We start from the raw sequence: 24,500 nt of genomic DNA, 5'->3' as shown, positions 1-24,500 counted from the left end.
GTGCGTAGCCCGGCAGATCGCCATTCTTTTCGAATTCGTCACACCACGCCTTGAGAGAATGCTTCGCTGGGTAGCCCAACGGGCGAATGGTCGGCTTGATGCGCTTCCCGCGTTTCAAGTACAGATTGACCGACCGCATGCGCTCTTCGCATGAATACATGGCCTACAGTATCGAGTACGGTATAGGCGAGGTCGGCTCGGGGGTGTCAGGATTTCCGTGTTCAAGGCGGGTGGAGCCCCAGGTCAGCCCCTCTTCTTAGAGGCCAGTTCAAAACCCGGCGGGGGAACCACTTACTTTTCCGGCAAGCTGCTACTTTTGGTTGCCTGATTCGATAAGGACATGAAGATGAATATTCGTGAAGCGCAACCAAACGATCTCGATTCGATTAGAAAGCTGCTCGAGGAGAACCAACTGCCGATCGCTGACGTTACCGTTCCGCTCCTGGACGATTTTCTCGTAGCGGTTGGCCCGGGTCTCGTGGGAGTGGTAGGACTTGAGCGATTTGGGAGCAATGCGTTGCTACGGTCGCTCGTTGTTGCCGGTGACGGTCGCTCTCGCGGACTAGGCCAAGAACTGGTCGAGAAAATGGAGAAGAGGGCGAGAGCGACGGGTGTCTCATCGCTGTGGCTGCTGACAAAGTCTGCGACGGAGTTTTTTCAGGGTGCGGGATATACGACAGTTCACCGGAATGAGGTTCCGACAGTGGTCAAAGGAAGCAGAGAGTTCGCCGAACTTTGTCCAGCTAGTGCCGTTTGCATGTGCAAGCACCTGTGACACATGCCGCTTTTGCTGTAATAGGTTAGATCAAGCAGGTTGCGCCGTGCGCCTCAAAATGTTCCAGCAGACGAGAGCGCAGCTACATTTCAAGAACGCTTCGTGAATGTCGGCTCGGCGATCGAACCGAATGCGCAGACGCCGGAAGTTGTGGAGCCACGAGTGAGTCCGTTCCACTACCCAGCTGAATTTGCCCGGACCGCTGCCATGAAGCGATCGAATAACGACGCCCTGTGTAAAAATCGCTGCATCCTGCGCGGTGTGTGAATCGCGTCTCGCTTCCGGGAGACCGATTTGTTTGAGTCAGGCCACCTTGACGACGTCTTCAAACCAGAATGATTTCTGAATGTCCCTCGTATCGATGACAAAAATTACCGAATGGGCTGCCGGACTGACGCTTTCCATTGCTCCGTGGTTGGCCTCCACCGCATTCGCTCAGGCGACAGACACCCAGGTACAGGAAGGCATCATTGGCGGTCAGGCTGTACAACTGATCCTGCGTCTGGACAATCACGGCCCCAGCCTGAGCGGCTACGTATTCGAACAGAACGGCGGCCTGCTGTTGCCCCTGGAGGAAACGCCGCTGGCGGATAGTCCGGAGGCGGCTCCCGATCTGTCGATTGACGTAACTGATGCGAAGGGTCAGCCGTTCGCGATGTTGATGCTGCGTTCTTTCCGCTGGACGGATCATAAGCTGGCCGGAGACTGGGTGGACCTGAGAAGCCGGGTCCGCACCGCGTTCCAGTTCAAGCAGACGGCCATGTTCGGGAGCCGCTATGCCGCCGTGGCCTACGATGGCGATCTGCTGCAGGTCGGGAAAAGTGGTCCGTATCTGTTCCGCGTACACGCACACAAGGCTCGTGGCGAATTTGGCGGCCTGGTGGATCGAATCGATGTCTACGATCGCGCCAGTGGCAGCAAGATTCAGACACTGGATCACCTGCAGCTGGACTTCAACTACACCGACACGCTGGAGTTCGACGATTACAACGGAGACGGGCATACGGACTTCCGTGCATCCCGGCTCGCTATCGACGGCAGCGGCAATCGCTCCACGGGCAGCCGGAGCTACTTCCTGTTTCTGAACGGCCAGTTTCGCGACTTCACGCCGCTCGACAAGCTGGAAGAGGATGGAACGCCCTGGTTCCTGCCCCACGGCCGGATCGACGTCCGGCAGGAGTCCAACATCGACTATCGCAACCGTCTCGCGACCTGGAACCACTACCGGTTCACGTCGCCCGGGACACTGACATTTACCGGCAGCACCCAGGGGCCAATGAACCGATGATCAAGCACCTTAAAGCCGTCGTGGCATTGTCGGGCCTGACCTTGTCGGGACTCGGCGCACCGGCTGCCCAAGCCGCTTCCCTGTTTCAAGGGACCATTGGAAAGCAACCCGTTACGTTGTACCTGTCCCTCGTCAATACCGTGACCACGGGGGTCTATTTCTACGACCGGCACCGCACCCCCATCCGGCTCAAGCCCACGATCTCCCATACGTCGGGGGACACCCACATCGATGAGCTCGACGCCGACGGGCTGCCGGCCGCCCGGCTCGCACTGCCGAGCGATATCAATCCGCCCAAGTCGTACGATGGCACCTGGGTCAGTTACCGCAGCGGACAGAAACTGCCCATCCATTTGAACCTCGTCGCCTACAGCGCATACGGCGCCGAGCCGGTTCCGATACTTCAGGCGGCATCCACGGATCGCTGGTATTTCGTCATTCCATCGATCGCCACGCTCGATCGCGTGATCGAGGTGCGGGACAAGAAAACCGGCGATCTCGTCCAGGCGCTGACCCCCGCTCATGGTGCGTTGTGCGATTGGGGCATCGATACGGTGAAGGTGAAAAAGGACGGACCTGCGCCGGAGTTGAGCGTGGCGGGGGTAACGGTCGAAAACGGCGCGTGTGTGGGGGCCGCATTTGCGTGGGATCCTCAAAAGCAGGCATTTCGGGAAGTGCGTCCGTAACTCGGGTCCGGGGAGCAAAGGAACAACCAACTCACCTAAGCGGGCCTGTTGCCCGTCAGGCAAGCGATAGCGGGATTTGTCGGCGGAGGGCATTGCATTCCCACATGCGGAGCCTGTCCGTAAGAGGGCCGGGCAACGAACGCCACTCGATCGTGTGCGACCCATCAGCGACGCCCCTCGGCACAACTCGCGCCATATGCTGAGCATTCGGAGAGGTTGCGCAGAGCACTGCTCACGATAAGGCAGCTAGCGACGTCCCATTGAAGGATCGGGGCGTTTGATCATTGGCATGGCAAGCGCCGCACTTGCGCAGTTCGGCGTGCGGTCGAGCGGCCAGCGTAGCCATGCGCTTTTGCCGGCAGGCAGCGATGTCCTGAACTTGGGCTGGAGATGACCCCGCAGGTAAATACACACTGGCGCCGAGTATCAGCCCGTAGGTGTGCATTGTGAATCCAGTGAGTCGTTTTCAAGGAATTCCAGCTGCGCGTCGCCGCGACCGACGCACCGGTGACGGCGCACGAGAGCGCGTGCATGAAGGCCTACCAGCCCCCCACCTTGGTGACTGGTTGTTGAGCGTGGTGAAGGACTGGGACCAGCCCGTGTCGGTGGGTAGCGGTACCTTGACCTGGCATTGGGCCGAGCGCGAACGGTCGTACTTGATGGTGTTGAAATCGACGTCAACGAACGAGACTCCTTGGCGAACTCAAGCCACGATCTTGCGATTGGCCGCGCCCGGCAGGACACGCAGGCGCTTGTCAGTGATGGCCCGGTAGTTCCGGCTGGTAATCGTGTCCACGTAGGTGAATTCGGCCACGCACTCATCGCGCGTCGCGGTCAGCACGACGTAGCCACGCCGCGAAGTGTCGCAATACTTCAGCGGTTCCACCAAGTTCGTCAGAGTGGCACTCAGCGCGGCTGGCTTCACGTTGGTTATGGATTGCTCCATACCGGGCGAGCTCACCGATGGGGTGGCGAACTCGACGCCAACCTGGCGGCCCTGTCCATCGAGCAGGTCGCTGGCCCAGGCATTGTGCGAATCGCCAGCCAGTACCACGAGGTTCTTATCCAGATTGCGCGCCATCTCCAGCACGGTTTCGCGCGCAGCCGGGTAGCCGTCCCACGAATCCAGACTGGCGGGAATGGAGGGCGCCTTCAGCACGGCCAGCTCCTCTGGCGTCAGCGTCTGCGGCGCGGTCTGCGCCTTGGCCGCAATCTCCATGTACCTGGTCAACGACACACCTCCCACGCCCATCATTCCAAACAGCAACGGAGACGGTAACTCGAGGTGGCCCATCAGCACCTGTTGGCCCAGCACCTGCCAGGTGGCGGTGGAGGCGGCCATCTGCTTGGCCAGCCAGTTGGTCTGAGTGGTTCCGAGCAGTTGGCGTGCCGGGTTGCCGATGGCGCTGGCGAAGCCGGCCGCGTCGAACCCGGCCTGGGTAACGTAGTTCGCGTAGGAGAGCTGCTTGTCGCGAGCAATCGCGCGAGTGTCCAACATGTGCAGGGCCAGCAGGCCGCCAAAGTCGAAGCTGCGGTAGATCTGCTCGGCATTGGCACCGCTGCGAATGGGCATCCATTCGTGGTAGGCCTGGATGGCAGCCGCCTTGCGCGCGGCGAAGTCGCCTTCTGCGGGCTGGTGATTCTGCGCGCCGTCGCGCCAGGTATCGTTGCTGAACTCGTGGTCGTCCCACACCGCAATCATGGGCAGGGCGGCGTGTAGCGCCTGCAGGTCCGCGTCACCGCGGTACTGTGCGTAGCGGCGACGATAGTCGTCCAGTTTCACGATCTCGTGGGCAGGTTCGAACAGGCGGCCGAGCTCAGCCGCCTGCGGGGCTACGGCACTGATGTCTTCACGCGAGTATTCATAGATGTAGTCGCCCAGGTGCAGAACGGCGTCCAGGTCGTTGCGTTTGGCCGCATCGGCATAGACATTGAAGAAGCCGGACGGGTAGTTGGAGCACGAGAGCACTGCCAATCGCACCTGAGAGATGCCTGCCTTCGGCAGCGTTCGAGTGCGGCCAACCGGAGAGAGCTGGTCGTAGGCCTTGAAGCGGTACCAATAGCTGCGCCCGGTCGACAGGCCCATGGCATCGATCTTGACCGTGTGGTCGCGCGCAGCCGAGGTGCGCGCCTCCCCGCTGGCGACGATGTTCGTGAAGCCCGCGTCACTGGCGACCTCCCAGTGCAGGACGATCTCCTGGCTGGACTCGGTGCTCACGCGTGTCCACAGGATCACTCGGTCGGCCAATGGGTCACCGCTGGCCACGCCGTGCGCGAACGCGACCTTCGGGTTGCCACTGCCTCCGAAAGAGCCGCCGTCATCCCCGCCGCCGCAGCCGGCCAGCGCCACCCCGCTGATGGCAACCGCACCCAGTGCGACCTGGCGTACGAAGCGGCGGCGCTCAGGCTGCGGAGGCATGGCCTCGGCCAGTGGGTTGATCATTGGATTCTTGGTATTCGACATGCTTGAGCCTCCCTCACAAAGAAGCCCGCAAGCTTGCCGATAGCGAGTGACGCGACAATTACAATCGCATTACTTACAAATTACAAAAATGCTTCGCGCATTGGAGCCTTGCTGCGCTTTACGTGAAGGCTCCTGTGAGCATGCTTCCTATAGGGCACCGGGTTGTACGGAAGCCATGACCGAATCCGTTTTCCAGGTGCACCGCCTTCCTTGGCGGTATGCGGGAGCCATTTTCTCGAGCTTCGATCGGGCTGAAAATTCCAGGGCAGGTCAGGTCTTGTTCGGCGTTGGCGAGGGCCTGCCCATGGATGTTCAGACGCGGCGCTTCTTTCCGATAACAATGTCATACCCGGATCGGGCCGGTTCGCTCTCGCGCCAGCGTGCCATCAGCGTATTCGACGGCAACGTCTCGTCGCGCAGCTTGCGTGCGACATCGACGCCGGCGACCGGTAACCCGTGTGGATCGAGCAACCCGAGCTGCACGAGCACGCTCGCCTGGTCCCAGTAGATGTGTTCGTTGTAGAGCTTGGGCCCGCGGAATGCGACGACGGCGACCATCGGAATCTCCACACGCTTGCCGGTCGGCGCGACGCCGGGCAGCAACCAGTCGATCTCCCGGTCGTGCGTAAACGTCAGGATGAATTCGTCCACCATGCGATCGACGCCGATCACGCGCGAGATCGGCGCCATCGCCATGTCAGCCGGATTGTTGTGGACGAAATGGTGCGTGTAGAAGCGCTTCAGTTCCGTGTACCCGGTGCCGCCCGTCATGGTCGGCACGTGATTCACGTACGGCTCGGGCACCATCGTCCGCATCGTCTCCTCGGGATCGCGCGCGGCGAACTCCAGATGGAAGTGGTGATCGGCGAGTGCACCCAGGTCGTAGTCGGGGCCGAGCACCTTGCGAAACACCGCGAGGCTGCGCGTATGCGCGGACATCGCCGCGGCCTTGACGAAGGTCGGGCCGTTACGGCTGAATGCGTGGCCGGCGCCCTCGTAGACGTAAAGCTTCGCGTTCGGCTTGCCGTCCAGCGCCGCGCGTATCGCCGTCACGGTCTCGGGCGGATTGAGCGGATCGTCGGCGCCGAAATGCAGCGCGAGCGGGCACGCGATGCGCTCGGCCAGTTCGAGCGACTGCTCGATGCCGACGCCGTAATAGCCGACCGCACAATCGACGTCGCCCTGGGCCGCGGCGAGCCAGGCGAGCTTGCCGCCGAGACAGAAGCCGAGCACGCCGACCCGGCCGGTCGATTCGGGCAACGTGCGCGCATGGGCAACGGTCGCGCGGATATCGTCGACGGCGCCGGCCACATCGAGGCGCGTGTAATAGTCGAATGCTTTGGCATGGTCGGCTTCGCCGTAACCGAGTTCGATGTTCGAGCCGAACGGGTGGAACAGGTCCGGTGCAATGACGACATAGCCCTCGGCCGCATAGAGATCCGCCACTTCGCGGATCTCGGCGTTCACGCCGAATATTTCTTGCAGCAATACGATGACCGGGCCACGGCCGGCTTCCGGCAGTGCGAGATAGGCGTCGAACGCCGTGTCGCCCCGAACTATTCTGATGTGCTTCGTCATGGATGAAGTCCCGATGGAGTAGGGGGAGGAATGCGAGCCGAACGGTTCGCTACTGCGCTGCGTGCCGCTCGAACCATTCGCGCGGCGAGCGGCCCTGATCCGGCCCCAGGATAGAAAAACCGCCGTCGACGGGTACGTCGATGCCGGTGAGCCACGATGCATCGTCCGAGCAGAGAAACGCGACGATGCGCCCGATCTCGTCACCGCGACCGACGCGGCCCAGGACGTGCAGCGGCCGGCCGACGCGGTCCGCGACATCGACCGACCCGCCCGCGAGCCGTTCCAGCGATGGCGACCACGTCCAGGCCGGCGATACGCTGATTGCCCGCAGGTCGCGCGGCGCCAGATCCACGGCGAGGTTGCGCGTCAGCTGCAGCAACGCTGCCTTCGACGCCGGATACAGCGCGCGCCCGGCCGCGCCGAACTTGCCGCCCACGCTGCCGAGGTTGACGATCACGCCGCGTCGCCGCAGATGCGGCGCGGCTTTCTGCGCCAGGATCGCCGCCGACACGAGATTGACGTCGAGCAGGCGCGACCATTGTTCGCGCGTCGATGCGAGGCCTGCGTCGTCGTAGCTGCACGCATTGTTCACGACGATGTCGAGGCCGCCGAAGACGGTAAGGGCGGTCGCGATCGCGCTGTCGAGTTGTGCGTCGTCGGTGACGTCGGTGCGTGCGAAGCGCGCCGATGCGCCGATCGAAGCGGCCAGCGCGTGTCCCGCATCGACATCGAGCCCGGCGATCAACACGCCAACGCCTTCGTTCGCGAGGGCGCGCGCAATGTCGGCGCCGAGCCCCTGCGTCGCGCCGGTGACGATCGCGACCTTGCCCGCGAGACGCGCGCGCGGGCTGGCCGGACTCGTCTGCGAGGACGATTCGGGAGAAGGCGAAACGTTCATGCGCCCTCCGTTTGCGGCGCGCGGCCGAACAACTCGGCCACACTGGAAATGCCCGCGATCAAGCGCATCGACTCTATCGATGCATCGTGCTGTCGACGATCCGCGCACGCGCAGGCATCAGCCGCGACGGTCACGCGATAGCCGAGATCGGCGGCATGGCGGACAGTCATTTCAACGGTCGAATGCGTGGCGACGCCTGCGACGATCAGGTGACGCACGTCGTGCGCCGCGAGGATCCGTTCCAGCGGCGTACCGATGAAGCCGCTCGTACATTGATGATGGATGACATGGTCGAGCGCGCGCGCCGGATCGGGTTCGAGCGTCGGGTAAAACTGCGCGCCCCAGCTGCCGTCGCGCAACGCGCCGAGCTCGGCCGTGCGCACGAAAATCGGCGCATTGCGCGGCAAGTCCACGTAATCCTCGCGGAAGGCAATGCGGACATGCGCGATCGGCAAGCCGAGCCCGCGCGCGCCGGCGATCAGCGCGCGGGCCGCGTCGAGCACCGCCGCGCGGCCGGGCTGGTCCGCGTCGAAGCCGACGCGAATCTTGCCGCGCGGGTCGAGCACGTCGTTCTGGTAATGCAGCGCGATTACGGCGGTGCGCGCAAGCGGTATCGGCAGCGATGCGGCGTTCACACGAATACCTCCAGGTTCGCGAGCGCATCGGTCGAGTTGATGAGATCGACGCGCTTCAGATAGATCTTCCAGTCCGGGCCGCTCGTATCGAGCTTGTGCGTGACGAGCCCGGCGAGCGTGCGCTGCCCGATCCGCCATTCGTTGACGATCTGTGTCGAGTGGACCACCAGCCGGCCGGCCGCATCGCGGCCGTCGACGATCACGTTGCCGACGACGCGCGCGGTGCGCGTCGTCGGCTGTTGCGACCAGTTGCGCCGGTTCGTCACACGGGCCGCGCGCACTTCGCGCAGCGTCGCATCCTCCCAGAAGAGCGAGATATGGTCGCGCGGATTGGCTTGGCCCGGCTCGTGTGGCAGCCAGTACATCCCGTCGGGTGTCCACGTGTCGAGCCAAGCGTCGAATGCGCGCGTGTCGAGCAGCCGCGCCTCGCGAAACAGGAACTGTGCCGCCTGCGCGTGCAGCGCTGCGTCGAAGGCGAGGGCAGGGGCGTCGACCACGACGGTCGACAGATCGAAAGCCGGATCGTGCAGCATCAGGCGTCTCCTTCGCGCGTGCGCGCCGTCGGGGCGGCCTCGTCGACCATGAAGCGTTTCCACGCGGCGAACTGGTTGCGCATCGGCAATTCGCTGGTGCCGTTGATCGACACGAAGCCGTCGTCCGTCGCGCGATCCGTGCCCACGTAGCGATGCATGCTCACCCACTCGCCGCCGCGGGTCTGGTTGCCTTCCTGGCAGCGCGCGTAGACTTCGACGTCGTCGGGCATCACGTTCGACGACGGCGAATTGATCACGTTCGCGTAGGTCAACGCGCGGTCGAACACGGCATCGGGCGCGCCTTTCAGGCGAAACAGCTGGATTTCGACCAGCGTCCGGTCCACCGCAATCGGACGAATCACGCGGAACTGCTGAAACACCGTATGCGGGGAACCGCTGCCGTAGATCACGGTATTGTGGCGGTTCATGCCGAGAATCCGGCGTGCGCGTTCTTCGCCGTAAACCTCCGCGAGCACCGCGAAATGCGCGCTCGACACCGAATCGCGTTCGGCAGCCGCCGGGTCGAAAATACCTTCCATGTAGCCGTGGCCGTATGCGTACGCGCGCAATTCCAGTTTTTCCCAGAATTCGTACGGCTCGCCGTTCCCGTCCATGATGAGCAGCTCGAACGGCATCGCGCCCATCTCCGCCGCCTGCGCGCGGGCCGACACCACCGACGATTCGTGGGTGACCGGCGCATGCATCGTGTCATGCAGGTTCTCGTAGAACACTTTCCAGTTCGAGCGCTGCAGGACGCGGAACACACCCCCCGTGACTTCGACCTCGCCGACCGGGGAGCGGTCGCACAGGTTGTCGATCGACGACACGACGCCGTTCAGGAAGGTCCGCAGATCCGGGCCATCGTTGCTCTGGCTGGCGAATACGAAGCCGCGATAGCTGTCCACGCGCGCGACGCGGCGCATCGAGAAATCCGGATGCTTCGGGTCGAAGCAGGTGTTCAGCAGGCCGTTGCGCAGCGGCGCCGACAGGTGCGTGCCGTCGTGCCTGAACGTCCATGCATGATATGGACACCGGAAGAACTTCCCGACCGAGCCGTCGCCGTCGGGTACGACTTTCGCCCCCTTGTGCGGACACCGGTTGTAGATCACGTGGATCGTGCCGTCGGATGCGCGCACCATCACGACGTCCTGGTCGCCGATGCGCGTCGTGTGATAGTCGCCGGCCGTCTTGACCTGACTCTCGTGGCCGACGTAGATCCACGCGCGGCCGTAGATCCGCTCCATTTCCAGCGCGAAGATCGCCGGATCGGTATAGAGGCGCTTGTGCACGCTGTCGGGCCGCACCAGCCCGGCCAGTGTCTCGTTGGTAACGCTCATGGGGGTACCTCGAAGGGAAGGGTCAAAGATCCAGCACGAGATGCGCGCCATGCGCGCGCGACACGCATGGACAGAACGCGCCGCTCGCGTGGTCGTCGTCGCTCAGACAGATGTCGCGGTGATCGGGGTCGCCGTCGAGCAAGCGCACCGCGCACACGCCGCAATCGCCGCGCCGGCAGTCGTAGAGCGGATCGAGGCCGGCTTCGATCATCGCGTCGAGAATCGACGTGCCGGGTGGCACGTTCAGCACGCGCCCCGAACCGGCGAGACGCACTTCGACCGTGGCGTCTTCCACCGTCGCGACCGGCGCGGCAAAGCGTTCGCAATGCAGCGCGTCGTCGCCCCAGCCGAGATGCCGCGCGGCCGCGAGCGTCGCCTCGATGAGCCCGGCGGGGCCGCACACGTACAGATGCGTACCGCTCTCGGGCGCGCCGATCGCGTCGGCCAGCGGCAGGCCGCGCGACGGTTCGCCGTCGTCGAACCAGCATGTCGCACCCGGTAGCGCGGCGACCTCGTCGCGATAGGCCATCGACATCGCGTCGCGCGCGGCGTAGTGCAGCGTGAACCGCCGCCCGCTGCTCGTCAGTTCGCGCGCCATTGCGAGAATCGGCGTAATGCCGATGCCGCCGGCCACGAGCAAGTGCCGGTGTGCGTCCGCGACGAGCGGAAAATCGTTCCGGGGCGGATCGATGTCGAATTCGTCGCCGGGCGCACAGGCGTGCATCCACTGCGAACCGCCGCTTCCGGCCGCTTCGCGCAGCACCGCGATTTCGTAACGGTCAATCGAATCGGCGCTGCCGCCGGCGTTCACGAGCGAATACGCGCGCCGTCGCGAACGAGGGGAGAGCGGCACGTGCACGCCGATGTGCGCGCCGGCGGCGAACCCGGGTAGCGGGCCGCCATCGGCGGCGACGAGATGCAATCGGCGGATTGCGGGCGTCAGTGCATCGATGCGCTCGACGCGGATTCTGAGCAGGGACATCCAGCGGCTCCGTTGAATTCAGAGGAGTCCACTGTATGCGGGCGAATGTGCCGAGAATATCCGGCAATCGCAGCGCCTGTCCGGCGCGCGCAGAATTTCCGCTCAGGCGGCGGACTGGCGCGCGCGCCGCAACGTATCCGACGGCGATTCTCCGAACGTTTCGCGGTACAGGGCGGCGAATCGGCCCAGATTCGCGAAGCCGCAACAGAGCGCCACGTCGGCCACGCGATCGGTGTCGCGGCCTTGCCGCAATCGGTCGCGTGCGTGTTCGAGGCGACGTTCGCGGACCAGCTGCATCGGGCTGCCGCGCGAAAAGCGTTGAAACCCGTCGAGCAGCGTGCGCACGGGCACGCCGGCCGCCAGCGCGATATCGGCCAGCGTGATCGGCTCGCACGCGTGCTCGGCGATATAGGCTTCCGCGCGCTTGACCGTGCGCGGCACGAGCGCCGTTCCGCCGGATCGCGCCTGGCAGTGATGCGGCTGGCCGGCGAGCAGGAGCGAGATCACGAGCCGCTCGAATTCGAGCGCGATGCGGCGGTCGCGCTGCGCGAGCGCGACGGTCTCCGGCGACGATGTCATGACGCGCAACTGCATCAGCCACGGCAAGAGTTCGGAGCGGGAAAGGTCGAGCACCGGCTCGATCTGCAGATGGTCGTAGCCGGTGTGAGACAGGATCGCGTGCTTGTCGACGCGCACGAAGAACTGCTCGCAGTCGCGAGAGAACGTGGCACCGAAATGGCTGGCCGGGCTCACGATGACACCCTGCGCCGGCCCGACGATCATGCGCCGGCCGCCGACGCTCACGTCCGCATAGCCGCCGAGGCTCAGGATCGCGAGATAGTAATCCTCGATTTCGCCGGCATCGACGCCCATCGCGACGTCGTAACCGATCGTGCCGAACCCGACACTGTCGATCCGCACGTAGTCCATGTACGCGGAATAGCCGCCGCGCGAGCTGCCCGGGATGAGTCGATGCGGCTGCAGCACCGCGGCGATCCGTTCCCGCGTGTCGTCGATATCGACCGACTCGAAATAGCGGTATCGACGGAGCTGGGTCGGCTCGATCGGCAAGGAAGCATTGGACATGGCGAATCTTCTTTGCGTATGCGGGGAAACCCGGGGCGCGATGTCGGACGATCGCCGCGGTGTTCCGGGTCACGTCCACTGTACACGTTTGCAGCAAGGTCAATAAAACGGCCAGTAACGGCCTCTGGATACTTGCGGGAATTGGACAGGTGGCCGTGTGCGGTTGCGTTTACCGGCTGGATGGTGAGCGGAGGTCGAACAGCTTACGCACCCCCAAACGCGACATCTGAACTTGGGACCCACACACAAATTACCGATAATTCACGTTATGTAAAATTAAAGAATCGCCCGCCGCCCTAAGAAGGTTCGCGACGATCTTGAACTCCCAATTTGTTGCCCATTCGAGCACGTCAACCGATCGAATTGGTTCCACATGGTCACGTCTAGTTGCATTCCAAGCCGTTCTGAACTTGTTCGACTGGCTTCGCTTCCGGACTTGGCCCGCGTGGTGACCTTGCCCTGCGGCCCTCACGGGTACGGATCGGCATTCTCCAGAAAAATGCCGAGCCAAGTGTTCATGGCTGGCCAAAAGTCCACAAAATCAGGCTCCGTAGGCCTTTCATGCCAATAGATAAGCCCGGACGCAATGCCGTCGTTGCTGCGAGCAGCAAAGTTCAAGCACAAATAGTCACCCGCCCCGTTGTGGAAAACCGTGATGACCTGTTGAGGATCAACTGGCATCCGGGCTATGGTGTCGAGGCTCAGATCGAACTGATTCGCCGAAAGCGGACACCAATCGCGTAGCGGTAGCGGTCCCATTGCGTTAGAAGCGAGAAAAGTCCAGCCATCGTGGACCTCAGAGTAAAACCGCCGCAGGTCTCGTGGCACCGATTGCCAAACGCCACAAAGCTGCTCGGGTACGGCCTCTTGGGCTGGAAGGCGACCTTCGAAGAAGTTGATATCTCCTCGATCGGCGGTATAGACGTACAGAAGAGATGGTGATTCGCTCTGGAACAGGATCAGCACATCTTGCAACCGGGTTCGCACGAAGTGCTCGACTGACGGGACATTGGCCACGAATCCCCTCAAACCTTCAAGCACAGCGTCTCGCTTGGTACGAGGATTGCACTGCAGGATGTTCAACCACGACTCCGGCACGTTGGCTCGCGACGGCACTTCGTTCGGCGTAGTCGCAAGCTTCGGTGAGTCGATGAACCATTCCAGTTTGGCGAGCACCGCTTTCTTGTCCATTTCTCGAACGCTCCTTTCTATGCCCATCGTCTTCTGCTTTGCTGCGCTTTGGGTTTCCACAACGGTCGCTACGGCATTGCGGCGTCGAGCATGAGCGCGCTCCCTGCTCAGTCCCGGATTGGTATATGTATGGCAAATGCTACTGGGCACGCTGTTCGCCAAGCAATTGATGGATGTATTGTTGCAACCTAGGACGCAATTTCTTTTCCTGCTCCATCATCTTTTCGCGAAACTCCGGGTCAACATCAACCTTGCCCTTCTCGTACCTTGTCCACTCTTCAAAGCTTTTGCTCCCCTTCGACTCATTTGCCGGCGCACTGAGGCCAACAAAATTGTCCTCGTAGTTCAATACCTTTATCTGGTTCTCAACGGTCAAGTCCCAGAAGCCGTCCATGTTGGTGATTGCCTTATAGCTGACGATATGATCGGCATGGAGTCTTTGAGTGATCTTCATTCCCGATGAAGCCGGGAAAGCCGGGTCGTCCATCCCGAATCTGACGCCTTTATTCACCTTGTTGGTCAGGGCGGTTGTAGGGGTGCGCGTGCGTAAGTCGGTCTGCAGTTCCGATATATCCTTTTGCCTTCGTGCGATCCCGCTATTTATGCTGTCGCGCTCCACGATATGCGGTGCTTCCCACATGTTCCCGTGTTCGTCTTGAATGTGGGCATCCAGTTTGGCGAGCTTCACCTGCAGGTCCGCGATCTGTTCGTTGAGCGCTCGGATCTCCTTGTTCTTCCTTTCCTGAGCTTTATCTCGATCCGTCGTACCCGGATTCTCTTTACTCTCGCAATCGGGGCACTCGCTGGATGGCTGCCCCCCATGTTCTGGACACGCGTCCAGCCCCAGGACGTCTACTGCGACGAGCGGATTCGACGTGTACGCATACAGGTTGAGCCCTCCCGATTGTCCGGCGGGATCGGATTGCAGATAGCGCCCGAGGGCTGGACGGTATGATCGGAACCGGTTGTAGTGCAATCCGGTTTCAACGTCGAACCAATGCCCCGGCCAACGAGGATCGTACTCGATCGCATTACCCGTTGCTACGCGAATCGAGCCGTAAGGCTCGATCTCTTCGGCGCGCCAGACAATCCGCGCCTTGTCGTCCTCGATCCACTCAGGCAGCCCGACCTGATTGCCGAAAACGTAGTATGCGTCGCCGGATTCCGGATCGGCGTCGCAGCTCGGGAAATCGATGAACATGAACGGCAGATACGACAGCTCATTCACATAGACGTAGATCCTCAATCTGCCGTCTGGGGCAACCTCCGCGGCCAGACGGTCGCTGTCCCAGAAGTACTGGGTGCGCGCTTGCCCCATCGTTTTTACGATACGCCGGCACAGGCCGTCATACTCGGCGCTCCAGATCTCCTGGCGATCGCTCCATTCGACCCGCGTCAGCAGATCGAGGCTATTGTAGTGATAGGTCGTACGACGGTTATGTTCGTCTATCTGCTCGGCAACGTGATTACGGCTGTTGTAGCGAAACGAACCGCACGCGGTGCTTAGAAGGCGGTTGCCCTCGGCATAGCGCATCCATTGGCACGTCGGCATCGACAAGAGGTTACCCCCGCGGTCGTACTCAAAGCGTCGAACGGTCCGTCCATCGCAAGTCTCGCCGACCAACCGGTGAGTGGCATCGTATTGGTATTCCGTTGTGCCGCGCGTGCTATCGATCACGGACCGCAACTCGCCCATCGCGCTGTACCGGTATTGCACGCTATGGATCTTTGTCGTGCCGCCCTCTGGCCAACTCAGCCTCCCGGTGCATCGACCGTCCGCATCAAACCCACACAGCACATTGGTGAGATTGCCAAGTCGAAGCAGTACCGTGCCGTCAGCTGCGCGCTGAAGACGATGCACGCGTCCACCCGGCGTATGAATCACGACTTCGCCTGCTGAACTCGCTTCGTAACGCACGACGAAGCGTCCGAAATAGGTCGTGCTCTCGAGACGTCCACCAACGAAGCTGTGCTCGATACCACGTCCATCACGCTTGTCGCATGTGCGGTGACCGTATGCGTCGTATGTGAGCGTGACATCGAATTTTTCCGTCGACGCCTTGGTAAAGTTGCCGCTATGGTCGTACGCGTAGGTATGCGTTTCGCCGCTCGCAAGGATGCGCTTGTTTTGCAAACCGTCCTCGCCCACCTCGTAACGCAGCAATGCGTTGCCGGCCCCATCGCGTTTTTCGATCAGCCGGTCGCCTACGTCGTGCAGGTAAGTCTCACGCACCACACCGTGCCGTGTGACGCTGATCATTCGACCTTTGAGGTCATACGCATAGGTGCTTTCGTTGCCGTTCGCATCGACGATAGCCGTGATTTCCTGCTTGTGCGAATACCGGTATCGCACGGTGTTACCTAATGGATCGGTCTCGCTATCGCGCAGGCTCCATGACGCGATGCCATAGTGGTGCTCGCGTCCGTCTTTGTCGCAGAGTTGCACAATATTTCCGGCGGCGTCGCGCCGGAACCGCTCAACTCCACCGCGTTCGTCTGTACGAGCAACGACTCGGCCCCTGGCATCATGCTGCTCGCTGGGAGAAAATGCGTTTTTCTGAAATAGCGATTCCGCAACTTTCTGTATTTCTGGCGGAAGCAGAACCGAATCTGTCAGCTCAGTAGGCTTGGCCTCTCCCCATTGCAGACCGAGCGGCGTAGCCGGTACGGTGTGCGCCAATGGGTTGGGTAAGGCCGGCGCTTCGTCTCTCGTCGGCCAGCGATTTCCCCAGCGGTCGATGCGTCCCGTGTTATTCCCGCGCCCGTCATAGAGCCAGCGCATCACGCGTCCGCCCGAATCGACCTCGCGAATGATTCGGCCGTCGTCGCCAGTCACGCGCTCGGTTGCCCCCCCATAAGGATCCATAATGCGCGTCACCGTCCGCGCCCCGTCGTACAGGAACGTCCACTTGCCGCCATCGGCACGCGTCACCATGGTGCGGCCTGGCTGGTAGTCGAGCACTACGTGCCACAGCCCGTCCTGGCCACTACTCTCAACGCAGCGGTCCTGGCTGTCGTATCGGTAAAAGAATGAGTAACCATTCGCGTCCGTTTCCCGGACCATCCGGCACCGGTCGTCATACCCGTGCGACGTCACCGCGCCGAGGGAATCGGTAAATGCCGCCAGACATCCGGCCATGTCGTAACGGTAGCGAACGATACGCTTCGTCTCTCCGTGCGGGGCCGTGTGGTAAACCTCAACGATACGACCGCGGTCATCGTAGCTGAAGTCGATCAACTGCCGACGACGGCCAGGGCCTTCCACCTGGACGATGCGCATGAGTGCGCCGTTGCGGGCATATTCCAGCGTGCTCTCGACACCATCCCGGACATGGTTCACGACCCTGGCCACGCGGTCACCTTCGTTCGCACGCTCGAAAGTCATGTCACCGAGCCGGCCGTGACGGAGCACGAGGCGACGCTCGTCTTGCTGCTTCAGTTCGTAGCCGGCGAAGATGCCTTCGTAACGGCCGGCTGCATTCCGGCGAATCGGATATTCCCGGTTGAGCGCGTCGACATAGATTGCTCGTGTGCGCAGCAGACGCAACTCGTGCTGAAAGTTATGCCGGAATCCAAAGCCAAGTGCTCCATCCTGCTCATTCCAGCCGCTGCAGTAGTAGCGTTCCCATTTGAACGCGGGCGCAATCCTCGTTTCGAAGTCGACAAACTCATTCTCTGCGGTGCCCCTAACCACGTCGATGGGATGTCCATCCCTGCACGGAGCGGCTCCTTTCCGCTTGGCTGCCATTCGACCTCGGACCTTCTTCCCGATCCCATGCTTCGCCCCATGCCACATCATCTGCGAGTCTGGCAGCGGAAACCCGCCGATCAACACCGTCGGGTTCCCCAGCAGCAATGTCCCCATGCTTGGTTCGATACCAGGGTCCTTGCCCATCAGGTTGCTGAGCATCATGAACGCGAGATCCGCGGCGGTCTGCGCGGCCATCATTGCCGCCGCGCCGATCTCCCCTTGAGACGCGTCATCAGCAGCAGTCGCCGCCCCTGACGCCGGCCCGAGCGCCGCGTTACCAACCGACCACGCCTTCCCTGCTCTCCCCAACGCTTTTGCCCGACCCGTCACCTGCGCCGCCTCGCTCGCCACCTCTTCGCTTTTCTCCGCAGCGCTCGCAGCCTTCCCACCGGACTTTCCGATATGCCCCATCGGGTTGCAGTGCCGCGTCATGTCGATTCCCATGCGCGCGGCACGCATTCCGCCGATGAACGTATTGCTCGACCCGGTCTGAATGTCGAAGTAAGGCGTCAATCCGCCGCAAGTCGGCGCATAGCCGATATCCAGCACGCGGGCGGCCGGAATACCGCCGATCAACACGCTCAAACAACCGCTACCGATCGTCAGGCCGACGCTGGGCAACGGAAAGCCGTTGCTCGGCGGATGGGCATGCGCATGCGGCGTGCCGAGATGAGGAACGCCGATCGTCGCAGCCGGCATCCCCGGCATTTTGTCGAGCAGCGGGATCTGCGCAATACCCGTATTGAGCAACTGCGACGGCATGCTCTGGACGGAGGCAAGCGCATTCACCGCCTCGCTGACATGGTGGATTGCGCCGCCTTCCGACGAGAACGTCTGCTTGAACGGATCGAAGGTCGACTTGACCGTACCGAGCAGCGAATCGCACGCGGTGTCGGTCCTGGATTCAGAAGGCGCGGTATGGCTCTCGGTGGGCTCGGACGCACGCGTCAAACGGCTTGCCGTTTCACTCACGGTCGTGCCCTCTCGTTTCCCGCCATTGTGTCGCGCATGCCCGGCGTCATGGCGCCCCGCAACCGGGCCATGTGCTGCGGATCCTTTTCGAGTTCGTACGCCCTCGCCTCGGTTTTCAGTCCGGCGTTTCCATAAAGCGATACGAGCCGATCGAGGAGGTTGATGCGCTGCCGTTCGCAGCCGAACTGCTCGCACAAGCCCTTCGCGACGATCCAGCTTTTCGCGGCTTCCGCCGCCTGCCCACATGCCAGCAACGCGACACCGCCCTTCTCCATCGCCTCGATCTTCGTGTGCACGAGCATCAGCCTGCCGGCTGCGCCGCTCGCCAGATCGAAATAAGTCGCCGCCTTTGCGTGCTCGCCGAGCGTGTTGCAACAGCCCCCCGTCGCCATCAACGCGTTGAGCACAACCATCAGATTCCGGCCATCGAGCGCTGCCGGCAGTGCGCGCAGGTACCAGTCCTTCGCATCACGCGGCGACCCGTGGCGCAACGCCACGTCACCCAGTCCGTGCAACGCGACCGCGCAACCGGTCGAATCCTTCCGCTCCGCATGAAATGAAAAGAGCGCGTAGTACTTGCGCTGCGCTTCGGGCAGCCTGCCATGCGCAAGGTCGATCCCGGCAATCTGCATCAAGGCGCCCATGCGCTGCTCGATCGAATGGGCCGCATCGTTCGCAATGTCGACCAGGTGGCGGGTCGCCTTCTCTGACGAGAAATCGACGGGAAGAATCAGTACATGCTCGGCCTTTCTGTCGCGTGCAAGCGGAATCAGGCACGGATGTTTCCGGTCATCACGGATACAGAATCGATGTCCTTCCATCCATTCCTCAAAGCCGTTCAGCGCCAGGCATTGCAGCACCAACTTCGCGAAGCCGCCGAAATCGCCGAGCGGTGACGGCAACCACGCCCAGACGACCTTGGTACCTTCCGGCATCAGCGTGCGAACGTGCGTGACGGCATCGCGCAGCCGTGTTGCCGGCGCGCGCCTCGGATCGGTGCAGGTCAGCGGCAACGGTAGCCAGCCTGTTTCGCCACGCTCGACGCGCGCGCTGCTCGCTTCGTCGATCTGACGTGCAAGTGCCTCCATGCAGGTCTGCAAATACGCTTCGGCAGAGTCGCAAGGAAACGGAAAATTCAGGAATACCGCATCGCCGACTCGTTCGTCGAGCGATTGAATCATCTTGAGAACCGGCACGACGTCGTTATCGGTCGCTTCGATCAACAACGTCGGATCGTCAGGTTGATCGATGAACGCTTCGATCGAAGATTCGATGGCGGCGAATTCGCGATGCATGGCGTCAGGCTGCCTCTCAGTTCAGACGCACGTACCGGCTGCGCACCACGGTGTCCGCCTCGGTCCGGATATCGACACCGCCTCGCCCGCCCTCCAGTTCGAGCGACTGCGCACTCAACCGCAGCTTGCCGGCGACTTCGATGTTCACGTTTCGGTTCAGCAGTGTGACGACAGGCCCGTCAGGCGAGGCCCGCACCTGCAGCAGCGGGCAGCCCGATGCATCCGCGATCTGCACGCACTTGCCGGCTTCAAGGGAAAGCGCCATTGCGGGCTCGACCACCGGCTGTACCGGATCACCATGCCCTTTCCGCATCAACAGCCCGGCGATCAGGTACTCGGGCCAGTTCGCCGGCGATTGCAGCAGCACACGATCGCCGATGCGAGGCTTCACGCCGTCCACGCATTCGAGCCAGCGTTCGCATGTCGTGTCGTCCCGCAATGCCCACTTCACGCGAATGAGGCCCATCGCATCGGGATGGTGCGTATCAGTCACTTCGCCGATCATCGTCGATGATTCGCGGCGCTCGGCAGGCGTTGTCCGATCCGGCGCCGGATCGTTGTCGAACAACCGGCGCAGCGCTTCGACCGTTTCCGCTTCGAGCGTTTCATCAACCGTCAATTGATCCGATTCGTTTTCCATCGAATGTCTCCCATGCTTCGCATGCCATCAGGCAACCGGCAGGCCGCCGGTCGAAATCAATTGATGTGGGCAATCGTTCCCTGGATCGTCACGCCGGAACCGTCGAGCGTGATGGAGCCGCCGCCAGTCGCCAGGACGATCTTCGTCGCATTGATGTTGACGTTGCAGCTGCTCTTACCGTTGTCGATATTCACCGTCGGCGCCTGAAGATTGGCGGTCGATTTACCTGAAAGATTGAGATCGTTCTCGCCGTAAATCGTCACGCCTTTCGCATAGCCGGAGATGCTCACGCCCTTGTCGTATCCGGCGATGTCGACACCGCCGCCCTGACCGGTAATGCCGACACCGACATCGCTCGCGAGTCCGCCAATCAGGACCCCGACGTTATCCTTGTTGATCGACACGCCGCTTTTTCCGGCCCCCATGTCGATATACTTGCCGGCCGCCAATGACGCGACCTGAGCCACGTCGACGGAGTGACTTCCCGTATTGACCTTCGTCGAATACGACCCGGTACCGACGACATGCGTGCTGTTCCCCTCGACGAAGACGTCATGCGTACCGGTGACAACGGCGAGGTTGTGATTCCCCTTCGTCACCGTATGCGAACTGTTGCCATCGACCGACACGCTGCGGTTCCCCGTCACCCCATGCGTCTCGTTCGCCCCGATCTGCGCGACCCGGTTCTGCCCGATGTTCACCGTCTCGTTCTGCCCCACGCTCCGTTGCCGGTTGTTCTTCACCTGCATCGTTTCGTCGTTCCCGACCGTATGCGTATGGTTGTTCCCGACGGAAAGCGAATGATCGAGTTCCGTCTCCGCATCGAAATTCCGTTCCGCGTGCATCCAGAGCTGCTCGGCGCCCTTCTTGTCCTCGAACCGGAACGCATTCGCATGCTCGGTCGTCCCGCCCGGTGACGAGCGCGACAGCAACCCGCTCTGCGTCGCGCTCCCCGGCAGCCCCCACGGCGGCATCTTTTCGCCGTTGTAAACCCGCCCGGTCACGATCGGCTCATCCGGATCGCCGTTCAGGAAATCCACGACGACCTCGTCGCCCACCCGCGGAATCTGCACACCACCGAACCCGCCCCCGGCCCAAGGACTCGACACCCGCACCCAGCACGACGAATCCTGATTGCTTTGCCCATACCGATCCCACCGGAACTGCAGCTTCACGCGCCCGTATTGATCGGTCCAGATTTCCTCCCCCGGCGGCCCGACCACGGTGGCCGTCTGCGGCCCGTTGGTGCGCGGCCGCGGCGTGTCGCGCGGCGCCCGGTAAGGCAGGCTCGACGGCTGCACGAGCATCATCGTCTGATGCACCACGGCCTCCGCGCCCTGATCGCTCGCATACGCATTCTCCTGGAAGCGGTACTGGCACCGCACGATCAGGTATTCGCGGTTCTGGTCGGCGCGCGGGCAACGTTCGAGCGTGAACAGGTAACCGGGCGCGACACCGCGCACATCGGTATCGGCACTCGCCCGCTCATGCTCGGCCTGCTGCTCCTCGAGCCGAACGCGGCTGTAATGCGCACCTGGCGCATCGTCGCGATAGCCGCCCGGCCACTCGAACGACGCAAAACTGTCGTGATCGTGCCCACGCGGATCGACCTTCTGCGACGAAAGGTCGGCGCGCGGCTTCGTATAGTCGTAGTCGGTGGTCTGGTGCCGGCCGACGCTCACTTCCTGCGCGGGCAGCCAGCCGTCGATGCGCTCCTCGTCGGCGATCGCTGTGCGGTCGCGCGCGATGTACGGAATCGTCTCGTAGCCGGGCAGCGCCGTGTGCGACGACATCGCGTCGCCCAGCATCAGCGTATGCGTATCCTCGGCGTGCCTGAACCAGAAGTAGATCCCCTCGAACTCCATCAGCCGCGACACGAACGCGGCGTCGGTCTCGTTGTACTGCACGCAGTAATCGCGCGGCACGTACGTCTCCGCCAGGTGGCTCTCGATCGGAAAGCCGTACGTCGACAGGACCTCCTGCACGATCTCCGGCACGGTCTTGTTCTGGAAGATCCGGCAATCGGAGCGGCGTGTCGCGAGCCACAACCAGGGCCGCACGATCAGCTCGTAGCCGTAGTACCGCTCGGCGCGCCGGCCGGCGAGCGACGCGCGCGCCACGATGCCGTTCAGGTAACGCGTCGACAGGTCCTGCTGTTCGATCCGGACCGTCACGGGCTTGCCGAGCATGTCCTTCAGCGACAGGCTGTGACTGTCGGCGAGCGCCTCGATCCGGAATTCGAACAGCCGGCCGAGTTCGTCGCTGCCGTCGAGCGTATGGAACTTGAGGTCGTCGCCGTGCGGGCTGTCGAGTGTGAATACGCGATTCAAGTCGTCTCCTCCTCGTCGAACCGGTATGCGAATTCGCCGTCGGCCGCGCCCAGCTCGATCGACGACAGAGTGCGGCCTTCGAGCGTCGCCTGCAGGATCGCGCGGCCGATGCGCGGCATCACGGTATGCGTGAGGATCGCGTCGACCATCCGGCCGCCGGACTCGATCGTGCGGCAGCGCTCGACGACCAGCGCGGTCGCCGCGTCGGTGCAGCGCAGCCGGATGCCGTGATGCGCGTCGATCCGTTGCTCGATCCGCCGCAACTGCAGGGCGACGATCCTCGCAAGCGTCGCGTCGGTGAGCGGGTAGTACGGCACGACGGTCAGCCGGCCGAGCAGCGCGGCGGGAAACACGTCGAGCAGCGGCGTGCGCAGTGCATCGGCGAGCGTCTGCACGTCGGGCAGGCGCTCGGGATCGCGGCACAGCTGCATCACGCGATCGGCGCCGACGTTCGACGTCAGCAGGATCACCGTATGCCGGAAATCGATGTCGCGCCCCTCGCCGTCCTCCATCCAGCCCTTGTCGAACACCTGGAAGAAAATCTCGTGCACGTCGCGGTGCGCCTTCTCGATCTCGTCGAGCAGCACGACGCTGTACGGGCGCCGGCGCACGGCCTCGGTGAGCACGCCACCCTGCCCGTAGCCGACATAGCCGGGCGGCGCGCCCTTCAGCGTCGACACGGTATGCGCCTCCTGGAACTCGCTCATGTTGATGGTGATCGCGTTGTGTTCGCCGCCGTACAACGTATCGGCCAGCGCGAGCGCGGTTTCGGTCTTGCCGACGCCGGACGGCCCGCACAGCAGGAACACGCCATGCGGCTTCTTCGGGTCGTCCAGCCTGGCGCGCGCGGTCTGGATGCGCTCGGCGATCAGTTCGACCGCGTGCTTCTGGCCGACGACGCGTTCGCCGAGCGTATCGGCGAGCTTCAGCACGGCCTGCGTTTCGTCGCGCACCATCCGGCCGAGCGGAATGCCGGTCCAGTCGGCGACGACGGCGGCCACGGCGTGCGTGTCGACGGCGGGCAGCACGAGCGGCGCATCGCCCTGCAGGTCGGCCAGCGCCTGCTGGGCGGCCGACAGGCGGGTTTGAGCGACGACGCGCGCGTCGGCGTCGAGCACGTGCGACGGGTCGTCGTCGAGCAGCAGCGCGCGGGCATCGACGATCGCCGTCAACGCGTCGCGTTCGGTCTGCCAGCGCGTGTCGAGCCGGTCGAGTTCGGCCCGGGCGGTGGCGATGTCGTGATCGATCGCATCGCGCCGCGCGGTGTCGCCGGTGCCGAGCGCGCATTCGCGTCCGATCCGTTCCTGTTCGACGCGCAGGCTGTCGATGCGGCGGCGCGCATCCTCGATCGGCGCGGGCACCGCGTGCTGGCTGACGGCGACGCGCGCGCAGGCCGTGTCGAGCAGGCTGATCGCCTTGTCGGGCAACTGGCGGGCGGGAATGTAGCGGTGCGACAGCGTGACGGCGGCCTGCAGCGCGTCGTCGAGCACGAGCACGCGGTGATGCGCCTCGAGCTTTCCGGCCAGGCCGCGCAGCATCGTCAGCGCGGCCGCCTCTTCCGGTTCGTGCACGTGCACGAGCTGGAAGCGTCGCGTCAGCGCCGGGTCCTTCTCGATGTACTGCTTGTACTCGGACCACGTGGTCGCGCCGATCGTGCGCAGCAGGCCGCGCGCGAGCGCGGGCTTCAGCAGGTTCGCGGCGTCGCCGGTGCCGGCGGCCCCGCCCGCGCCGACGAGCGTGTGGACTTCATCGATGAACAGGATCGCCGGCCGCTCGGACGACATCGCCTCGTCGATCACGCCGCGCAGCCGGCTCTCGAACTCGCCCTTCACGCTCGCACCGGCCTGCAGCAGCCCGATGTCGAGCAGGTACAGCGCGACGTCGCGCAGCGACGGCGGCACGTCGCCGGCGGCGATCCGCAGCGCGAAGCCTTCCGCAACGGCCGTCTTGCCGACGCCGGCCTCGCCGACCAGCAGCGGGTTGTTCTGCCGGCGCCGCAGCAGGATGTCGACGATCTGGCGAATCTCGGCGTCGCGCCCGACGACCGGGTCGATCTCGC

Annotated in this window: 17 protein-coding genes and 3 pseudogenes; 3 read left to right on the top strand and 17 right to left on the bottom strand. The window is 63.1% G+C overall.

The genetic code is table 11. The features are described 5' to 3' along the window. Position 1: 1 nt before the first annotated feature. Positions 2 to 160: pseudogene (locus ABY44_RS13210) on the bottom strand (IS3 family transposase); the annotation flags it as partial. Between the two features lie 180 nt (positions 161 to 340). Between ABY44_RS13210 and arsN2 the strand changes: the two are divergent. Beyond that, positions 341 to 775 (top strand): arsenic resistance N-acetyltransferase ArsN2, encoded by a 435-nt coding sequence (gene arsN2 / locus ABY44_RS13205; protein WP_431641277.1) that lies wholly within the window; start codon positions 341 to 343, stop codon positions 773 to 775. 30 nt (positions 776 to 805) lie between these two features. On the opposite strand, the pseudogene ABY44_RS13200 reads toward arsN2, so the two are convergent. After that, positions 806 to 994: pseudogene (locus ABY44_RS13200) on the bottom strand (IS5/IS1182 family transposase); the annotation flags it as partial. A 127-nt stretch (positions 995 to 1,121) separates the two neighbouring features. Here ABY44_RS13200 and ABY44_RS13195 point away from each other — a divergent pair. Next, positions 1,122 to 2,063 carry a hypothetical protein gene (locus tag ABY44_RS13195; RefSeq protein ID WP_060170857.1) on the top strand — a complete coding sequence of 314 codons (942 nt, stop codon included), beginning with the start codon at positions 1,122 to 1,124 and terminating at the stop codon, positions 2,061 to 2,063. After that, positions 2,060 to 2,749, top strand: a complete 690-nt coding sequence (locus ABY44_RS13190; RefSeq protein WP_060170859.1) for a hypothetical protein — start codon at positions 2,060 to 2,062, stop codon at positions 2,747 to 2,749. Before ABY44_RS13195 ends, ABY44_RS13190 begins: the two co-directional genes overlap by 4 nt. Before the next feature lie 488 nt (positions 2,750 to 3,237). Here ABY44_RS13190 and ABY44_RS13185 read toward each other — a convergent pair. From ABY44_RS13185 to tssH, 15 genes and pseudogenes are all read right to left on the bottom strand, one after another. Further along, positions 3,238 to 3,443: pseudogene (locus ABY44_RS13185) on the bottom strand (conjugal transfer protein TraG N-terminal domain-containing protein); the annotation flags it as partial. A 9-nt stretch (positions 3,444 to 3,452) separates the two neighbouring features. Then, a complete protein-coding gene (locus tag ABY44_RS13180; protein ID WP_060171238.1) occupies positions 3,453 to 5,168 on the bottom strand; it encodes an alkaline phosphatase D family protein in 1,716 nt (571 codons plus the stop codon). A gap of 357 nt (positions 5,169 to 5,525) precedes the next feature. Beyond that, positions 5,526 to 6,791 (bottom strand): dienelactone hydrolase family protein, encoded by a 1,266-nt coding sequence (locus tag ABY44_RS13175; RefSeq protein ID WP_060170861.1) that lies wholly within the window; start codon positions 6,789 to 6,791, stop codon positions 5,526 to 5,528. A 49-nt stretch (positions 6,792 to 6,840) separates the two neighbouring features. Further along, positions 6,841 to 7,689 carry an SDR family oxidoreductase gene (locus ABY44_RS13170; RefSeq protein ID WP_081072573.1) on the bottom strand — a complete coding sequence of 283 codons (849 nt, stop codon included), beginning with the start codon at positions 7,687 to 7,689 and terminating at the stop codon, positions 6,841 to 6,843. Then, positions 7,686 to 8,324 (bottom strand): cysteine hydrolase family protein, encoded by a 639-nt coding sequence (locus ABY44_RS13165; RefSeq protein WP_060170863.1) that lies wholly within the window; start codon positions 8,322 to 8,324, stop codon positions 7,686 to 7,688. Before ABY44_RS13165 ends, ABY44_RS13170 begins: the two co-directional genes overlap by 4 nt. Further along, the gene (locus ABY44_RS13160) at positions 8,321 to 8,857 is read right to left on the bottom strand and encodes an aromatic-ring-hydroxylating dioxygenase subunit beta (protein ID WP_060085296.1); all 537 of its coding nucleotides are present in this window, start codon (positions 8,855 to 8,857) and stop codon (positions 8,321 to 8,323) included. Before ABY44_RS13160 ends, ABY44_RS13165 begins: the two co-directional genes overlap by 4 nt. Next, complete coding sequence (locus ABY44_RS13155; protein ID WP_060170866.1) at positions 8,857 to 10,194, bottom strand: aromatic ring-hydroxylating dioxygenase subunit alpha; 1,338 nt, start codon at positions 10,192 to 10,194, stop codon at positions 8,857 to 8,859. The genes ABY44_RS13160 and ABY44_RS13155 overlap by 1 nt, the downstream gene beginning before the upstream one ends. Before the next feature lie 22 nt (positions 10,195 to 10,216). Next, positions 10,217 to 11,176 (bottom strand): PDR/VanB family oxidoreductase, encoded by a 960-nt coding sequence (locus ABY44_RS13150; protein WP_060170868.1) that lies wholly within the window; start codon positions 11,174 to 11,176, stop codon positions 10,217 to 10,219. A gap of 102 nt (positions 11,177 to 11,278) precedes the next feature. Then, the gene (gene andR, locus ABY44_RS13145) at positions 11,279 to 12,262 is read right to left on the bottom strand and encodes an anthranilate 1,2-dioxygenase regulatory protein AndR (protein WP_059694801.1); all 984 of its coding nucleotides are present in this window, start codon (positions 12,260 to 12,262) and stop codon (positions 11,279 to 11,281) included. A gap of 468 nt (positions 12,263 to 12,730) precedes the next feature. After that, positions 12,731 to 13,453 carry an SMI1/KNR4 family protein gene (locus tag ABY44_RS13140; protein ID WP_060170869.1) on the bottom strand — a complete coding sequence of 241 codons (723 nt, stop codon included), beginning with the start codon at positions 13,451 to 13,453 and terminating at the stop codon, positions 12,731 to 12,733. Positions 13,454 to 13,592: 139 nt separating this feature from the next. Next, the gene (locus ABY44_RS13135) at positions 13,593 to 18,176 is read right to left on the bottom strand and encodes an RHS repeat-associated core domain-containing protein (RefSeq protein ID WP_196487860.1); all 4,584 of its coding nucleotides are present in this window, start codon (positions 18,174 to 18,176) and stop codon (positions 13,593 to 13,595) included. Beyond that, positions 18,173 to 19,471, bottom strand: coding sequence for a hypothetical protein (locus tag ABY44_RS13130; protein ID WP_060170873.1), 1,299 nt, complete (start codon positions 19,469 to 19,471; stop codon positions 18,173 to 18,175). Before ABY44_RS13130 ends, ABY44_RS13135 begins: the two co-directional genes overlap by 4 nt. A 16-nt stretch (positions 19,472 to 19,487) precedes the next feature. Beyond that, positions 19,488 to 20,039 (bottom strand): hypothetical protein, encoded by a 552-nt coding sequence (locus ABY44_RS13125; RefSeq protein ID WP_124544635.1) that lies wholly within the window; start codon positions 20,037 to 20,039, stop codon positions 19,488 to 19,490. A gap of 128 nt (positions 20,040 to 20,167) precedes the next feature. Next, complete coding sequence (gene tssI / locus ABY44_RS13120) at positions 20,168 to 22,441, bottom strand: type VI secretion system tip protein VgrG (RefSeq protein ID WP_060170877.1); 2,274 nt, start codon at positions 22,439 to 22,441, stop codon at positions 20,168 to 20,170. After that, the coding region (tssH, locus tag ABY44_RS13115; protein WP_431641274.1) for a type VI secretion system ATPase TssH at positions 22,438 to 24,500 on the bottom strand (2,063 nt) is incomplete at its 5' end. The genes tssH and tssI, both read right to left, overlap by 4 nt.

This window comes from Burkholderia sp. ZZQ-2 (genome assembly GCF_050768715.1).
GTDB lineage: Bacteria > Pseudomonadota > Gammaproteobacteria > Burkholderiales > Burkholderiaceae > Burkholderia > Burkholderia cepacia.
The sequence above is the reverse complement of the archived record's forward strand: the minus strand, read 5'-3'. Positions and strand labels throughout refer to the sequence as shown.

Bases quoted from the DNA above. Each gene is read 5' to 3' on its own strand.
- ABY44_RS13180 (WP_060171238.1), bottom strand. From the start codon at position 5,168: ATGCCTCCGCAGCCTGAGCGCCGCCGCTTCGTACGCCAGGTCGCACTG.
- arsN2 (WP_431641277.1), top strand. From the start codon at position 341: ATGAAGATGAATATTCGTGAAGCGCAACCAAACGATCTCGATTCGATT.
- ABY44_RS13140 (WP_060170869.1), bottom strand. From the start codon at position 13,453: ATGGACAAGAAAGCGGTGCTCGCCAAACTGGAATGGTTCATCGACTCA.
- ABY44_RS13155 (WP_060170866.1), bottom strand. From the start codon at position 10,194: ATGAGCGTTACCAACGAGACACTGGCCGGGCTGGTGCGGCCCGACAGC.
- ABY44_RS13170 (WP_081072573.1), bottom strand. From the start codon at position 7,689: ATGAACGTTTCGCCTTCTCCCGAATCGTCCTCGCAGACGAGTCCGGCC.
- ABY44_RS13160 (WP_060085296.1), bottom strand. From the start codon at position 8,857: ATGCTGCACGATCCGGCTTTCGATCTGTCGACCGTCGTGGTCGACGCC.
- ABY44_RS13150 (WP_060170868.1), bottom strand. From the start codon at position 11,176: ATGTCCCTGCTCAGAATCCGCGTCGAGCGCATCGATGCACTGACGCCC.
- ABY44_RS13190 (WP_060170859.1), top strand. From the start codon at position 2,060: ATGATCAAGCACCTTAAAGCCGTCGTGGCATTGTCGGGCCTGACCTTG.
- ABY44_RS13130 (WP_060170873.1), bottom strand. From the start codon at position 19,471: ATGCATCGCGAATTCGCCGCCATCGAATCTTCGATCGAAGCGTTCATC.
- ABY44_RS13195 (WP_060170857.1), top strand. From the start codon at position 1,122: ATGTCCCTCGTATCGATGACAAAAATTACCGAATGGGCTGCCGGACTG.
- andR (WP_059694801.1), bottom strand. From the start codon at position 12,262: ATGTCCAATGCTTCCTTGCCGATCGAGCCGACCCAGCTCCGTCGATAC.
- ABY44_RS13175 (WP_060170861.1), bottom strand. From the start codon at position 6,791: ATGACGAAGCACATCAGAATAGTTCGGGGCGACACGGCGTTCGACGCC.